Here is a 16092-nt window from a genome sequence, read left to right as displayed (position 1 = left end):
GTGCCAATATATTGGACGCTTCGCGCATGACACCAGCTGGCGCAGGAACACGCCCTCTCCACAGGCACGTTGGAGGCCGTGCTTCCCACGACAGCCCGTCGCGCGCGAGACCGGTGACGAAGTGCGGGTGCGCCCGCCCCTCCCGCTCGCAGCTCTGGGAGGCCGTACACCGGAACCCGCGATCCGGTGGAGGACGTGGCCCGGGCCGTCACAGGGGAACGGCTCGCGCTCACATCCCTCCGCCGGATCCTTGCGCGCCCAAGCTCCCGCTGCCGTTGCCGAGCGCGGCGACGAGCTGGGAGCGCCCGGCGATGTGCAGCTTCCGGTAGGCACGGGTGAGGTGGGTCTCCACGGTCCGCAGGGACACGAAGAGACGTTGCGCGATCTGCTTGTTGCTGTAGCCCTGGGCGGCCAGCGCGGTGACCCGCTCCTCGCTGACCGTCAGGTTGCCACCGGGGTGCGCCACGCGCGTGGTGGCCCGGCCGCCCGCGTCGTGCAGCCTCTTCTGCAGGCGCCGGGCGAGCGACGTGGCCCCGCACGCGGTGGCGATCTCCAGTCCGCGGCGTACGGCGGCCCGCGCACCGGCCTTGTCGTCGCGCTGCATCAGCGCACGCCCGTACGCATGCAGCGCGCGGGCGTGCTCAAGACGGGCGGGCGTGCGTTCCAGCGTGCTCACGGCCTCGGCCAGCAGGGCGAGCCCTCTCGGCCCGTCCATCATCGTCCCCTGGGCGAGCAGCGCCACTCCCAGGGCGCGCGGGATCTCGCAGCGCCTCGCGAGATCGAGCTCCTCCTCCAGGAGGGCGTGTGCGTCGCGACGGCGGCCCAGCGCCAGTTGGAGGACGGCGGCGCGGGACCGCCAGGGGGCGATCGCCGGGCTGAGGGCGCCGGACGTCGCGAGGTGGTGGCCGCACTCCCGCAGCAGCGACAGGCCGCCGTAGAGGTCGCCCCGGGCGGTGCGCAGCGCCGACAGGCTCATCAGGAAGCGGCTCCACTCCCAGGAGACGTCGGCCGGGTCGGTGCTGGAGTGCCGGGCCGCGAGGGTCTCGGCCATCTCCAGATCGCCCTGCTCCACCAGGGCGTCGATCCGGATGGTGTCCAACGACAGCCAGTACGGTGGCTCGCCGTTCGGCCAGGGCCCCTCGGCCGCCGCGTGGGCCGTGGCGGCCGCCTCCCCGATGTCCCCCCTCGCCCACAGAATGCTCGCCTTGTAGATGAGCAGCGACGCGGACAGCAGGTCGAGGCGCCGTGCCCTGGTCTCCCGCAGCAGATGGCCGCAGAACTGCTCGGCCCGGTCGAGCTGGTCCAGATGGAGCAGGGAGCGGGCCACGCAGTAGTGCAGCGGGAACAGGTCGAGGGAGAACATGGGCAGGTTGACACCGGCGCGGTTGACCAGCTCGATGGCCTCCCCGGCCGGCTTGCCCGCCCGCAGGGCGTCGAACGCCCGGATGCCCAGCAGCTGTCGCTCCCCCGGCGTGCTGCCCGTCAGGTCCTCGTCGAAGCGCACGCTCGGCTGTCCGGACGCGCTCCGCAACGAGGGCCGCTCGAACTCCAGCCACCAGCGCAGCGCCTCCTTGCGCAGCCGCCGCTCGCGGGCGCTCGGCGCGGAAGCGGCCGGCGTGGACAGTTCGGCGGTCAGGCCGGCCAGCCCCACGGCGAGCCCGCGGTGGTCCCGGGACAGGAGGGAGGAGTACGTGATCACGCCGACGGCTTTCGTACGGAGCGAGGCGTCGTTCAGCCCCTCCAGCGCCGCCGCCGCGTACGACACCGCGAGGGCCGGGTCGTAGTGGCCGGCGGCGGTGGCGAGTTGCAGGAGGACCTGGGCCTGTTCCTCCGGCGTGATCGGCTGGTGCACCGCGTGGCGCAGATAGGTCACGGCGGTCTCGGCGGCGCCCCTGCGTACGGCCTCTTCGGCGGCCCGGCGCAGGACGGCCACCGCCCAGCCGCCTTCGACCGGACCGGCGGCCAGCAGGTGTGCGGCCACCTCCTCGTCGGGCCGCCCGCCCAGGTGGAGCACCCGTGCCGCCCTGGCATGGGCCTCGCCCATCTCCTGGGGGGACCACTGGGCCCGCACGGTGTCCCGGACGACGGGGTGTACGAAGCACAGGTCGTCGCCGGCCCGCAGCAGGCCGAGGGCGTGCAACTCCGCCGCAGCGCACCGGATCACGGCCTCGCCCTTGCCGCAGTAGGCCGCCAGCAGCTCCGGCGGCCGGCGGTCGCCCAGAATGGCCAGCCCCCGGGCGAGTGCGGCGGTGTCCTCGGACCCCTGGCAGAGCCGGTCCCTGATCTCTCGCTGCAGCGTGTGCAGACCGAAGGTCTTGATGCTTTCGCGTCCCTTGCTGTCCGGCCGTACGCCGCTGCGCCGGGCATCGCACAGCAGGGCCCGCAGAAAGAGCGGGTGGCCGTCGGTGGCGGCGTGGCAGGTGGCGGCGAAGGACGGATCCACGGGCCGGGTGTCGAACACCTCCGCGACCAGGCGTTCCACGCTTTCCGGTGCGAGCGGCTCCAGGGGCACGGTGCGGCATATCGAGGAGTGGGCCAGCTCGTTGAACAGCGGCTCGGGCGCGGGCCGTTCGCCCGTGCGCGTGGTGACGGCCAGCAGAATGGGGTGGGCGTCCGCCTGGTGCACCAGGCCCGCGAGCCACCGCAGCGACGGCGGGTCGATCGACTGCACGTCGTCGATCGCCAGCACCAGCGGCCGGCGACGCGAGAAGCGGAAGGCGAGGTGGTTCAGGCTCCGTATCGTCTCGGCCCCGTCGGCGCGGGCGCCGGATGCCTGGTGCGGGCGGTCCTCCAGGCAGAGCATGCGCAGGACCGAGTCGGCGGCGCCGTGCAACGGATGCCCGTGCTCGATGCCGGGGTCGGCGGCCGGCAGCGATCGCAGCAGCCGCCGGACCGTCCCGAAGGCGAAATCACGCTCCAGCGCGTGGCAATGTGCCCGCAGCACCAGGAAGTCGGGGAGCCCGTCGAGCCAGTGGTGCAGCAGGGCCGTCTTGCCGATGCCGGCGTCCCCGTCGAGCTGTACGACCCGCAGCCCCCCGTTGCGGACTTCCCCGGCCACCGCATGCAGCGCGGTCAGCTCGGCGGTACGTCCCACGAAGGGCCAAGCGGCCTGCTCGGATGCACGGTCCTGCGGCGGCTCGGCGCGCCGCGGGAGAGCCGGATCCGTCGTGTCGCGTCGGCGCCTGTCCATCCGGTGCTCACCTTCTGTCGCTCGGTGTTTCAGACGCCGGCTTGCGTAGGCAGGTTGCACATGCGGCGGCGCAGATCGGTTTTCGGCGAGTCACCGCCCTGTTCGGCGAGGTTGAGCCGTTATGTGTCGTGGTACGGGCGGCCCGGTGTCGTGGTGGTGCGGCCTACGTGTCGTGGTCCCGGGCGGTCACGGGGTGTGACGGCGAACGGCAGCGTGGCGTGCCGTGTGACGGAGAGCCGGCCTCACCTTCTCGGGTCGGAGAAGGGCGCTCGTGGGGCGAAGCCCCGGCCCGGCCCCGGGGCTTCGGCCCATGAGCCCCGCCCCGGGCTCAGCCCATGAGCCCGGCCTGGTGCGCCAGCAGCGCCGCCTGTACCCGGCTGCCGCACCCCGTCTTCCCCAGGATCGAGCCGACGTGGCTCTTGACCGTCCCCACGCCGATGCCGAGCCGCCTGCCGATCTCCAGGTTCGAGAGCCCCTCCCCCAGCATGCGCAGCACCTCCCGCTCCCGGCCGGTCAGTTCCGTCACCCTGCTGTCCGCGGCGGTCGCGCCACCTCCGCCGCGGCTCAGCATCTGCCGGATGACGGTCCCGGTGACGCCGGGCGAGAGCACCGCGTCCCCGGCGGCCGCGGCCCGTACCGCGCTGATCAGCTCCTGTGGCCCCTCGTCCTTGAGCAGGAAGCCGGTGGCGCCGTCCCGCAGGGCGCGGAGGACGTTCTCCTCGTCGCCGAAGGTGGTGAGCATGACCACCTTCGGCGCGGGGTCGAGCGCGGCGAGCGGTGCGACGGCCGCGAGCCCGTCGAGTACGGGCATGCGGACGTCGAGGAGCACCACATCGGGACGGTGCTCGGCGCCGAGCCGGACGGCCTCGGCGCCGTTGGCCGCCTCGGCCACCACCTCGATGCCGTCGGCGTGCCGGAGGACCAGCCGGACGCCGTGCCGGATCATCTCCTCGTCGTCGGCGAGCAGCACCCGGATCGCCGAACCCGCCCCGGAGTCCACTGAGTTGGCCTGGTCAGTCATGTGTCCCTCTCCCAGCGTGCGGTTCGGTCACCACCGGAACGGCAAAGCGGTCGATCGCGATCAGAGTGTCGGACCGGAAGCAGTAGCGGACGAGCGCCAGCCGCCCGTGCGCGGCCTTTTCGTCCGTGTACGGATACAGGCAGTCCGTGGCGGAACGCGGCCGCGGCGGTTCGCGCCCGGCGGCGGCCGCGCGCGACGCGGCGTCGTCCGGCGCCACGGCGCGCTGCACCTGCTCCCTCGTCATCCCCACCCGGGGCGGTTCCGGGTTCCGGTACGCGAGGTCATACCGGGAATGGTCCACCAGCAAGACCCCGAACAGCGTCATCGCGCCCAGCCCCACCAGGCCGAGCAGCCCGGTGACGGCAACGGCGATGCGCCGCTGGAGGACGGAGAGCCTGCTGCCGGGCTCGTCGACGGCGACCGTTCCGCTGTCGTACGGCGCCGCCTCCGCCGTCTCCGCGCCGGGCCCGGGGTCGGCGGGGAGGTCGGCCGCAACGGCGAAGCCGCCGCCGGGCGTCCGCCCGGCCTCCAGGCCGCCGCCGAGCAGCGCCACCCGCTCCCGCAGCCCGGTCAGCCCGCGCCCGGAGCCGAGCCCGGTCGCTACGGGCGGCCGCTTGGGCGGAGCGCCGTTGCGCACCCGTACCTCCACCCGCTCGCCGATGTGCCGGACGGCAACGGTCACATGAGCCCCGGCCGCGTACCGGTGCACGTTGGTGAGCGATTCGCGCACCACGCGGTGCACCGCCCGCCGCACCCGGGCCGGGCGGGCGTCGAGATCCGGCCCCTCCCAGACCAGCTCGGCGGGGATGCCGCCGGCGCGCGACTCCTCGACCAGCGCCTCGACGTCCGCCCGGGTGCCGGTGGCATCGGTCAGCGCGCCGATGCCCGGCTCGCCGCCCAACGGCCCGAGGACCCCCAGCACCTCCCGCAGCTCCTGCATCGCATCACGGGTGGCACGGCGCACCACAGCGGCCTCGTCCCGCAGCTCGGGCGCCTCCTTGAGCAGCGCCATCTCCAGCCCGCCCGCGTGCAGCGAGACCAGGCTCAGCCGGTGCCCGACCAGATCGTGCATCTCCGCGGCGATCCGCGACCGCTCGCGCATCCGCGACTCGCTGTCCGCCAGCCGCCGCGCCTCCTCGGCGGCGGCAGCGCGCTCCCGCAACGCCCGCAACAGCCGGTTGCTCTGCCCCGCGGCGGTACCGACCAGCCCGGGCACCACGACCGTGGTGACGGCGAACACCGCAGCCAGGGCCAGGCCGAACAGCCGGCTGCCCACCCCCAGCACAGGAGCGAACGCCGCGCAGGTCAGCATCGCCGAGGCGGCCGCCGCGAGCAGCACCCCGACCTGCCTCCGTGGCGTCCTCAGCTGCCGGGTCGCGGTGTAGGCGGCCACCGCGGTCAGCAGCGCCACGGAGGGCACCACCCCCATCAGCGCGGCCAGCCCGACCACACCGGCCACCGGGTACCGGCGCCGCACCAGCACCAGCGCGACGCCGACGGCCCCCAGGGCCACCGCCGCCCAGACCGCCCCCAGCCTGGCGTCGATCGCGGACTCGGCCTGGTAGCTGAGCAGCACGAGCGCCCCGGCCAGCACCGCCTCGCCGGCCGCCCGCCACAGCTGCCGCCCCGGCTCCCCGGGCTCCGTAAAGAGGCTCCGGGTAGCGCGGTTCTCGGGCACGGGTGGGGCGCTGGACGACATACCGACGATTATCGGGGGCGACGCACGGGGCTCCCGTGCTCCTTGAGGCGGACCCGCCTCTGCCCAAAGACAGAGGCCCAGGAAAGAGGCCCATGAACGGCAGGCGCGCCGGTCCTCCTCGTTCCCGGGCCCCCGTGCAAGACTCGACGGGTGATTATCGAACGTGCGTACGCACACGTGGCCTCCGGTGACGACCGGGAGTGGCCCTGGTCCGTGCCCTGTGTGCGCGACCTCCTGGCGAACGGGCTGCGCTTCACCGCGCCGGTGACCTTCCTTGTCGGCGAGAACGGCTCGGGCAAATCGACGCTGGTCGAGGCGCTCGCCGAGGGCTTCGGCCTGGACCCCTGGGGCGGTTCCCACGACTGGCGCTACGCCAGCCACCGGGCCAAATCGGCGTTGGGCGAGCGGATCCGCTTCGACGCGGCACCGCGTGGACGGCAGATGCTGAGCAGCTGGTCGGCCCGCAAGGGTTTCTTCCTGCGCGCCGAAACGGCGCTGAACGCGCTGGAGCGGGAGGGGTTCGCGCCGGATTCCGTCAGCCATGGCGAGGGCTTCCTGGAGGCGTTCCGGCGGAAGTTCCTCAAGCCCGGGCTGTACGTGATGGACGAGCCGGAAGCCGCGCTGTCGTTCGCCTCCTGCCTCGAACTGCTCGGCCATATCGACCAGTTGGTGAAGAGTGGCGGTCAGGTCGTCTGCGCCACCCACTCCCCGCTGCTGACCGCGCTGCCGGGTGCGGACATCGTCGAGATCGGCGACCACGGCATGCGCCGCGTGGCCTGGGAGGAACTTGCCCTGGTCGACCACTGGCGCCGCTATCTCGGCGACCCGCAGTCCTATCTGCGGCACGTCCTCGGCTGAGACCCCCACGAGCCGCCCTACGACCGGGAGGCGAGGCTGCGGGTGACCGCCAGGACGGCCATGTCGTCCTGGCCTTCGCCGCCGGTCCAGCGGTCGACGTCCTTGATCAGGGCGTCCACCAGGGCATCGGGGTGGGTGAACCGCCGGCCCATGCGCCTCGAAAGCAGCGGGTCGTAGAACGTTCCCTGTGCGTCCCGCGCCTCGGTGACCCCGTCGGTGACCATGAGCAGCGAAGCGCCCGGGGGCAGGCGCACCACCTCGGCCGGCGCCCGCCCCACGGGAGCGAGGTCGTCCAGCCCCATGCCGAGGGGCAGCTGCGGGACGGTCGGATCGAGTCGTACGAGCCGCCCGCCGTGGACCAGGTACGGGGGCGGGTGCCCGCGGTTGACCAGGCTCAGTACCTGGCCGTCGGCGGACACCTCGGCCAGTACGGCGGTGGTGAAGCCCTCGCTCGACGGAATCGGGCCGGTCCGGGCCGCCGCCCTGGTCATCGCCTCGTCCAGCCGCTGCACCAGGGTGTCGAGCGTGGGGGCGTACTCGGCCTCCTGCCGGAAGGCGCCGATGGCGACCGAGACGGCGGCGACGGCCTGGATGCCCTTGCCGCGTACATCGCCGATGATCATTCGCACCCCGAAGGGCGTCTCCTGTACCGCGTACAGGTCACCGCCGATCCGTGCCTCCGCCTGCGCCGCGACATATCCGGCGGCCACCGCCAGCGGACCGGCCCGCTCCGGCGGGTCCGGGAGCACCGCCAGCTGGACCGCCTCCGCGAGATCCCTGGTCAGCGCCAGATCACGGCCCTGGCGCGCGATCAGCCCGTTGATGGCCAGCGCCAGCACACCGATCAGGCCGACCACGGCCAGATCGACGAGCAGCGGCGTGGCCGGCCGCCCGCGCTCGATGTCCAGCCCCACCGAGACCGCGCACGTCACGGCCACGACAGTGACGGCGGAACGGTAGGGCAGCATGGCGCCCGCGATCAGCGGTCCGGCCGCCAGGAGCGGGAGTCCCAGGTACGGCTCGAACGCGAAAAGGTCCAGCAGCACGCCGGTCACGAGGGCCAGCGCCACGAGCGTCCACGGCACCTTCACCGGCGCGGGCTGCAAGCCATTCACAGTGCCCTCTCCTGCTGCCGGGCCGCGCTCGCGACGCGGAACGAAACTTCAGCCACGGCACGATGCGCCTCACCGGCTACCTCGGTATGCCCATCGCTTCACACATGCGCTGTATGTGCAACAGATACGGGGTGCGCGCGATACGGGGTGCGCGCGGCACCGCCGTACCAGCTGGCCTTGGGCACGAGAAGCGGCTCTGGTTCAGGAGAAGCGGCTCTGGCCATCCGCTTCGGTGGCCGGTGACCGAGCGTGACGGTGGGCGTCGTCAGCGCGGTCGGTCATCGCGGCGCGCCAGGACACGGTAGGCGTTGGAGAAGCCCGGCCGCCGCCGGGTCCCGGGCTTGATCAGGCGGTCGAGCAGCCAGCCCAGCACGAGGAGGGGCACGCCGGCGGCGAGCACGGTGGCCCGCAGGACGCGGCTCGCTCGTCCGGGTGCCTCGGGGTACCACGGTTCGTCCTTACGGGGGGCCACGCTGCTCAGGGCCAGCCAGGCCGCGGCGAGCAGGTCGACGGGGTCGTGCGGTTCGGCGTGTTCCTCCGCGACCACCGTGAAGCCCAGCTCGGTCAGTCGCTCGCGCAGATTTCCCACCGGAATGAAGTGCAGGTGCTGCGGCTGGAGCCACGGGAGCCACCAGCGGCCGAGCAGCCGGCCGAACCGGCACTGCGGGTCCGGCACCTCGATCAGCAGATGCCCGCCGGGGCGCAGCGCCCGGTGCGCCGCGATCAGCTCGGCCTCGGGGTCGGTGCTGTGTTCCAGGTAGTGGAACATGCTGACCACGTCGTACTGCGCGGCCAGTTCCCCGGCCAGCTCGACGAAGTTGCCCCGGTAGCCCCGCTGCACCCAGCCTCGTTGCTGGGCCGTCTCGACGCCCGCGCTGATGTCCAGCCCGTCGAAGACCGTATGGGGCAGGACGGCACGCGCCGCGTCGCAGAAGTGCCCCTGTCCCGTCCCCACGTCGAGCCAGGTCTCCGGCTCGGCGTGCGGCAGCACGGCCTGCGCCCTGAGCGGGTAGCGGGCGTCGTGCCCCCGGAAGAGCGCGGCGAGGTTCTCCTCACCGAGCCCGTCGTAGAAGTCGCGGTAGTAGAACTCCAGTCCTTCGGCGTTGAGTTGGGGGTTCTGGAAGACATGGCGGCAGTCCTGGCACTGTTCCAGGACGAACCTGCCGGGCTTGCCCTGCAACAGGTCGCGGGTCTTGAGCCGTACCTTCAGCCGGGCAGCGCCGCACCACGGGCATTCGGTGCGGCGCGGCTGGAAGAACCGCGCCGGCCCGTGCGCCAGGTCGTCCTGGTAGCGGGAGCGCAGCGCGGCGACCTGATCGACCCTGCTCATCATCAACGGCTTTCTGTGGCTGGGGGCGCGGCGAGGGGTTCGAGGTGGGCCGCGGCGGCGGCTGCGCCCCCGGCGGCGCGGAAGGACCGGCCCACCCGTTCGGCGGCGGCGCGGTGGCCCGGTTCGTCGAGCACGGCGTCCAGGGCCGTGCCGAGCTGGTCGGCGGTCACCCGGCCGAACCGGACGCGCACGCCCGCGCCGGCGTCGACCACCTGGGCGGCGATGGTGGGCTGGTCGTCCCGGATGGGGGCGACCACGAGGGGCAGCCCGTGCCACAGGGCCTCGCAGACGGTGTTGTGCCCGCCGTGGCAGACCACGGCGTCGCACCGCTCCAGCAGCGCCAGTTGGGGCACGCTCGGGCGCACGAGCAGCCCTTCTCCGCTCTCCTCCAGTGCTCCCGACGGGTCGACGACCACTGCCTGCAGCCGGTCCGAGCGGGACCGCACCGCCTCCGCGCAGGTGGCGAGGAAGCGCGCGCCGACCTCGGCGTTGGCCGTGCCGAGGGTGATCAGGACCGTGGCGCGCCCGGGATCCAGCCGGTCCCACGGAAAGTCGTCCGTGGACGGCCGGGAGGCGAGGGACGGGCCGACGAACCGTACCTGGTCGCCGAAGGAATCCGCCGGTCCGACCAACTCCTCGGTGCTGAAGGTCAGCACGAGCCGGTCGGACAGCCGCGGGTCCACCGCGCTGCCCGGATCGCCGATCCGCTGCCGCAGGGCGTGCAGCACGTCGGTGATCCACTCCTCCACCTTGGGCATGCCGGCCAGGGCGGTGAACCCCGCCGAGGTGGTCGCCGACGTGGCCCAGGGGACGCCCAGCTGCTCGGCCACCAGCCCGCCGGCGACGGCCTGTTGGTCGGCGATCAGGACGTCCGGACGGAATTCCGTCACCGCGGTCCGCACCCCCGGGGCCATCTGCTCCGCCAGGGGGACGAGGAACCGCTCCCAGAGGAACTTCAGCGCCGCCGGTCCCCGGAGCGAGAGCGGCCGCAGCAGGGCAGGGTCGTCGAGCGGCGGCGCGGCGCACGGGAACACCGCGGCCCGCTCGCCGGCCAACGGCCGCACCACGTCCGGCAGTCCGGCCCAGGCCACCTCGTGCCCCCGCCGGACCAGCTCCGCCGCGACGCCGAGCGTGGGGTTGATGTGGCCGACCAGCGGCGGCACCACGAACAGGAATCTGCTCACCGGCCGCCGACCTCCGCCGCCCCGGCCACGTGGTGCTCGCGGACCCACCCGGTGAGCAGGTCGCGCACCAGGTCCGTGGCCCCCATCAGCACCCAGTGCTCCTGGTCCGGCACCACGACGGTCCGGCAGTGGGTGAGCAGCGACTTCAGCCACGGTTCCTGGGCGGCGAGTTCCGACTCGCTGCCGTAGACGGCGAGCACCGGGCAGCGCAGTGCGCGGATCTCGTCCTCTTCGAGCAGCCGGCTGGCAGGGATGTCCCGGGCCATGGTGCTGGAATTCAGCAGCCGCGACGCCGACTTCACCCGGCGGGTCACATGCGCCCCGTGTTCCCGGGTCAGCTGCTCGTGAAGGTCGGTACGGGCGAACTCGTCGGCCCCGCGCCGGAGGTTGACGGCCATCTTGCGCGACCAGGCCTCGGTGGCCGGCTCGGATTCGATCATTGCGACGCTGGCCACCCGATCGGGCCGGCGGGCCGCATAGCTGAACGCGATGGTGCCCCCGTAGGAGTTGCCGACCAGGTGGACCGGTCCGGTCACCTCCAGCCGGTCGAGCAGCGCGTCGAGGTCGTCGACGAAGTCCTCCAGCAGGTAGCCGCTCGGCACCCGCTCGCTGTGACCATGACCGCGCAGGTCGTACATGATCACGTCCATCCCCTCGGCGGCGAAGGCCGGCGCCAGGGTGAAGTAGTAGCTGACGAGGCTGTCCACGAGCATGCCGTGGACGAACACCACCGTGGGCGGCGGCGCGGCGTCCGTGGGGTTCCGGGCGGGCATCTGCTCCACGTGCAGTGCGATGCCGTTGGCGTTGATCACCGCCACCGTTCAGCCCTCTCCCGTCCGGCGCAGGCAGCCGACCACGTAGTCCACGAGTTGGCCGATGGTGAGGTAGATGATCTCTTCGAGTTCGAGGCCGGCCAGGAACTCGGCGAAGTTCACCCGCTCCCCGTACCGCGCCGCCAACTGGCCGCCGAGGGTGACCAGATCGATGCTCTCCAGGTCCAGGTCGTCGTGGAACCGGGTGTCCCGGGTCATCTCGACCTCGTCCAGCCCCTGATCGTCGAGCACGGCCCGCAGCATTCCGGTGATCTCGTCGAACACCACTGCCTCGTCCGCGCACACCGGTGGCTGTATCTGACCGCTGTTCACCGCGTCGTCTCCCGTTCGTCCATCGTTTCCATCGATTCCGTCGATTCCGTCGTCCATACGACGACGTACTCCCTGCTCGCCAGGTCTGCCGGATTGCTGATCCGGCGGCACCACACCCGGTGCAGCCGGCCTGCCGCCTCCACCAGCAGTTCTTCCGGCTGCGCGGCGACCACGGCGAAGTCCTTCGGCCGCCCCTGCAGACCGGTGCCCTGTGCCTTGGCCACGGCTTCCTTGGCCGCCCAGAACCTGGTGAACCACAGGCCTTCGGGCTCGCCCGCTTCGGTCCGTTGCGCGCCGAGGAGCGCGCGCTCGGCCGGGCCGAGCGCCATCGCCTGGGCCGTCTCCGGGCGTTCGGTGATCTCCTCCACGTCGATGCCGATCCCGCCGGGTCCGTGCCCGGTACGGGGGCGCACCATGGCCACGCCGGTCTCCGCGCAGTGCGCCAGCGTGACGTCCAGCTCGGGCAGGGTCCGGCCGTGGAGCCCGGCGACCCGCGGCCGGCCGGCCTCGTCGTTGCTCACCCGGATCTCCGCGGGGAAGACGGGCCCCTCGCCGTGATCCCACAGCCACTGGCGGACGGCGTCCTTGACCGCGATCCTGCCCAGCAGCCACTGCGCGCGGCCGCGCGGCGGGCGCTGCTCGTAGTCCTCGCGTTCCGCGCTGCTCAGATGGTTGCGCATGACGAGATCGCGCGAGGCGAGGTCCGGCCACCGGTCGTGGACGAGCGACCAGCCGCCCTCCTGGACGCGGGAGAGGGTGTTCCGCTCGGGGAACCGTTCCTGGACCCTGGTCTCCTCGCGGTTGTCGAAGCGGCGGTCCTGCCAGCCGTGCATCTCCGCCCATACCCGGCCGTCGGCGACGAGCTGGATGTCCGCCTCCACCGCGGTGTCGGTGACGGAGGTGATCGTGACGAGGCAGTCCAGCGTGGTTCCGGTCGCGGGGTGCGGGCCGAAGAAGCGCATCCGTCGCATGCGTACCGGGAACACCACGGTCCGCTCGGTCAGCGTGCTGATGATCCAGTAGCCGAGCAGCTGACCGACGTTGTCCAGCAGGGCGCCGGGCGCGGGCGGGGTGGTGAGCTGCCCGCGTACGTGGCGGGGGCCGACCGCGGTGAGTTCGGTGACGCCCTGGAACAGCGGGCCGTGGAACATCCAGCGGTCCTCGTAGAGCTCCTTGGCGGTGATCTCCGGGGTCCGTTCGACGGCGGGGTCCCAGGTCCACGGGCGGGGCGGCGCCTCCAGGTGGCCCGCCGCGAGTTCGACCTCGGCGCGGGCGAACTGGCCGAAGGTCACGCCGACCCGGCCGGGCCCCTGCGGTGCCACGGTGACGGGCACGTCGGCGGCCGGGCTGGCGGTCACCCACCGGTTCAGCTGCACCCCGTGCACCGCCACGGCTGTCGAGCCGGGCGCCGCCTGCTCGGCGCACTCCATCATGTGGTGGATCACCGTGGTGGCCGGGACCACCGGCCAGCGGTCGGCCTCGTCGGGCCAGCCGGGGCGCTGCGCGAAGAAGCAGTGGTCCAGCAGGTACGGCATGGTGTCGGTGGACACCCGCAGCACGGTGCGGAACTCCTGCCCGCCGGGCGCCGGCGCGCTGTGCACCGTCGCCGGTACGGGGGGAGCCGCCGATGCCGGGGGCGCCGCCGGGGAGCCCCTCCGGGCCGTACGGGCGGCGCTGAGCACCGCGGTGGCGGTGTCCGCGGTGTCCTTCAGCAGCGCGCTCAGTTCGCCCGCGACCGGGAGCCGGTCGGCCACCGCCTCCAGGGCGGACAGTTCGCCGCCCGTGCGCACCGCGGGCCGGGCCGCCAGTGCCGAGCGGAGGCTGCCCAGCGTCTCCTCGTCGAAGGAGACCAGCGGTCCGCCGAGGTCCAGCCGGACCGGCGGGCGCTTCGACGCCGCGCCGCGCGCAGTCCGCAGCGGCCGGAAATCCGGCGCGCCGCCTTCCGCCCACAGTGCGGTGGCCACCCGGTGCAGCTGTGCGAGTCCGCTGCGGTGCGGGGAGTTGGCGGTCACCGCCAGGTGCGGCCGGCCGTGCAGCGTGTTGTCGATCAGCGCGCCGACCTGGCCCGTTCCCGCCTGTACGAAGACCCGGACGCCGGCCGCGTACATCGCCTCGATCAGCGGGCGGAAGCGCACGGGCTCCAGCAGATGCCTCAGGAACAGCTCGCGGACCTCGGCCTCGGTGGGCGGGTACACCGACGCCGTGGTCGCCGACCACACCGGAACGGTGGGCGGATACAGCGCGAACTGGCTCGCGGCACTGCGGATCGGGTCGAGGTAGGGGGCCAGCATCGGGGTGTGGAAGCCGGATTGGAACGGCAGGACCTGGCCGACGACGTTCCGCGCGCGAAACCAGCGCACGAGCTCGTCCACCGGGCCGGGCGAACCGCACACCATGGCCTGGTCCGGCGCGTTGTCGTGGGACAGCACGATCTCGGGACGGTCCTCAAGGGCGGCCGCGACCCGGTCGGCCGGGGCGCCCAGGACGGCGAAGGCCAGACCCGGCACCCGCACCTCGTCCGGGTCAAAGTCCGCCACGAATTCGTCCACCGCACGGCCGGCGAACAACCCGCCCGTGACCATGGCGGTCCACTCGCCCACGCTGTGGCCGGCGACCGCGTCCGGCACGATGGCCATCCGCCGCAGGGCGGCGTCCAGCACCCGGCCCACCGCGATCACCTCGCCCCCGTGCCGGCCGACGTCCGCCACCTCGCTCGGCTGCCCGGCGTGGAGGGTGGGGAGCAGGGCGCCCAGGCCGAAGTGCCGGGCGACGTCGGAGACGTTCGGCCGGAACTCGGCCTCAAGTCCCGGAAAGACGAAGGCCACCTGCGCACCGTCGTCCCCGCCGAGCAGCGGCTCGGCGGTGAACCACACATCGCTGCGGCCGTGCCACGGGCGGCCCTTGGCCACCACCCTGCGCGCCAGGGCGAGGCTCTTGGCCGTCGGGTCGACGATGCCGAGCCGGCTGTGCCCCTCGCCGGGAGCCCGGTCGTCGAGACCTGCCGCGAGCACCGCCGAGTCGTCGGCGTCCAGCAGCCCGGCGAGCTGCTCGGGGCTGTCGGCGGTGAGCCGCAGCACGCGCTCCTGTTCCCGTACCGCCACCGCGGGCCGGTTGCGCCGGCCCGCCGCACCCTCGGGCGGGGCTTCGAGCACCACGTGCGCATTGATGCCGCCGAAGCCGAAGGCGTTCACGGCGGCCCGCCGGACGCCTGATCCGCCCTCGGTCTGCCACGCCTGTGCCACGGGGATCGGCCGGAACCGGGTCCGCTCCAGGGCGGGGTGCGGGTCGTCGCAGTGCAGCGTGGGCGGCAGCACCCCGTGGTGCACGGCGAGCGCCGCCTTGGCCAGGCCGGCCACACCCGCGGCCGGCATGGTGTGGCCGATCATCGACTTCACCGATCCGATGACTGCCCGGTCCTCGCCGTCGACGGTGCCGAACACCTCCTGCACGGTGGCCAGTTCGGCGCCGTCGCCGGAGGGAGTCGCGGTCCCGTGGGCCTCCAGCAAGCCGATCGAACCCGGCCGGGCGGGGTCGAGACCGGCCGCGCGCCACGCCTGCCGCACCGCCTTCACCTGCCCCCCGGAGTCCGGGTTGACGAGGCTGCCGCTGCGGCCGTCGCTCGCCACTCCGGTGCCGCGGATCACGGCGTAGACCCGGTCCCCGTCGCGCTGCGCGTCGCTGAGCCGCTTGAGGACCACGACGCCGGACCCCTCACCGATGAGCAGGCCGTCCGCGGCCCGGTCGAAGGGGCGGATCCGCTGGCTGGGGGAGAGCGCCCGCAGCTGGGCGAACACGCTCCACAGCGTGATGTCGTGGCAATGGTGGACGCCGCCGGCGAGCATCAGGTCGCAGCGCCCGCCGGCCAGTTCGCGCACCGCCTGGTCGACCGCGACCAGCGAGGACGCGCAGGCGGCGTCCACGGTGTACGCGGGGCCGCGCAGGTCGAGCCGGTTGGCGACCCGGGAGGCGGTGAGGTTGGGCACCAGGCCGATCGCCTGCTCGGGGTCGTCCGGCCCGAGCTGCTGGACGAACGCCTGCCGGACCCGCTCGATGTGCTCGGCACCGAGGTCGGGCAGCAACTCGCCGAGCGTGCGGACGAGTTGATTGGCCGTGCGCACCCGCTGGGACCCGCGGGACAGCCCCGGAGTCAGGTAGCCACCGCGCCCCAGGATCACGCCGATCCGGTCGCGGTCGGGCAACCGGTCCTCGCCGCCCGCGTCGGCGATCGCGTCCGCGACCACCTTCAGCGCGATGAGCTGGTCCGGTTCGGTGCCCGCCACCGAGTTGGGCATGATCCCGAACTGGGTCACCTCGACCTCGGCCAGCTCGTCGACGAACCCACCGCGCCGGCAGTAGACGCGGTCCGAGCGCCCCACCGCCTGCGGATCGTAGAAGCTGGCGTCCCACCGGCCGGCCGGGACGTCGGTGATCGCGTCCACTCCGGCGACCAGGTTGCGCCAGTACGCCTCCAGGTCTGCCGCGCCCGGCAGCAGGACCGCCATGCCGACGATGGCGATCTGGGCGCCCGGGCTGTCTTCCCCCTTGGTCAT

General features: G+C 73.3%; 10 protein-coding genes. 1 reads left to right on the top strand and 9 read right to left on the bottom strand.

Annotated features, from left to right (window positions below; genetic code table 11):
• Nucleotides 1-229 precede the first annotated feature (229 nt).
• The 3 genes from CPH93_RS29935 to CPH93_RS29925 form a co-directional block, all read right to left on the bottom strand.
• The gene (locus CPH93_RS29935; protein ID WP_096214618.1) at nt 230-3190 is read right to left on the bottom strand and encodes an ATP-binding protein; all 2961 of its coding nucleotides are present in this window, start codon (nt 3188-3190) and stop codon (nt 230-232) included.
• Nucleotides 3191-3518: 328 nt separating this feature from the next.
• Nucleotides 3519-4211: a response regulator gene (locus tag CPH93_RS29930; protein ID WP_096214617.1), complete on the bottom strand. Its 693-nt coding sequence runs from the start codon at nt 4209-4211 to the stop codon at nt 3519-3521.
• Complete coding sequence (locus CPH93_RS29925; RefSeq protein WP_096214616.1) at nt 4204-5910, bottom strand: sensor histidine kinase; 1707 nt, start codon at nt 5908-5910, stop codon at nt 4204-4206. The genes CPH93_RS29930 and CPH93_RS29925 overlap by 8 nt, the downstream gene beginning before the upstream one ends.
• 150 nt (nt 5911-6060) lie before the next feature.
• Between CPH93_RS29925 and CPH93_RS29920 the strand changes: the two genes are divergently transcribed.
• Nucleotides 6061-6768 carry an AAA family ATPase gene (locus CPH93_RS29920; RefSeq protein WP_096214615.1) on the top strand — a complete coding sequence of 236 codons (708 nt, stop codon included), beginning with the start codon at nt 6061-6063 and terminating at the stop codon, nt 6766-6768.
• Between the two features lie 17 nt (nt 6769-6785).
• Here CPH93_RS29920 and CPH93_RS29915 read toward each other — a convergent pair whose 3' ends face one another.
• The 6 genes from CPH93_RS29915 to CPH93_RS29890 all read right to left on the bottom strand — a co-directional run bounded on the left by CPH93_RS29915 (nt 6786) and on the right by CPH93_RS29890 (nt 16092).
• Nucleotides 6786-7883, bottom strand: a complete 1098-nt coding sequence (locus CPH93_RS29915) for a PP2C family protein-serine/threonine phosphatase (RefSeq protein ID WP_096214614.1) — start codon at nt 7881-7883, stop codon at nt 6786-6788.
• A gap of 265 nt (nt 7884-8148) precedes the next feature.
• Nucleotides 8149-9216, bottom strand: a complete 1068-nt coding sequence (locus CPH93_RS29910) for a class I SAM-dependent methyltransferase (protein ID WP_096214613.1) — start codon at nt 9214-9216, stop codon at nt 8149-8151.
• Nucleotides 9216-10397, bottom strand: a complete 1182-nt coding sequence (locus tag CPH93_RS29905; RefSeq protein WP_096214612.1) for a glycosyltransferase — start codon at nt 10395-10397, stop codon at nt 9216-9218. The genes CPH93_RS29910 and CPH93_RS29905 overlap by 1 nt, the downstream gene beginning before the upstream one ends.
• On the bottom strand, nt 10394-11215 hold the full coding sequence (locus tag CPH93_RS29900) for an alpha/beta fold hydrolase (RefSeq protein ID WP_093648623.1): 822 nt from the start codon (nt 11213-11215) through the stop codon (nt 10394-10396). The genes CPH93_RS29905 and CPH93_RS29900 overlap by 4 nt, the downstream gene beginning before the upstream one ends.
• A 3-nt stretch (nt 11216-11218) precedes the next feature.
• On the bottom strand, nt 11219-11473 hold the full coding sequence (locus tag CPH93_RS29895) for an acyl carrier protein (RefSeq protein WP_231977494.1): 255 nt from the start codon (nt 11471-11473) through the stop codon (nt 11219-11221).
• Nucleotides 11474-11538: 65 nt separating this feature from the next.
• Nucleotides 11539-16092, bottom strand: coding sequence for a type I polyketide synthase (locus CPH93_RS29890; protein WP_096214611.1), 4554 nt, complete (start codon nt 16090-16092; stop codon nt 11539-11541).

This window comes from Streptomyces sp. 2323.1 (assembly GCF_900221035.1).
GTDB lineage: Bacteria > Actinomycetota > Actinomycetes > Streptomycetales > Streptomycetaceae > Streptomyces > Streptomyces sioyaensis.
Note: the sequence above shows the minus strand (reverse complement) of the source record. Positions and strands in the feature narration are given on the sequence as shown.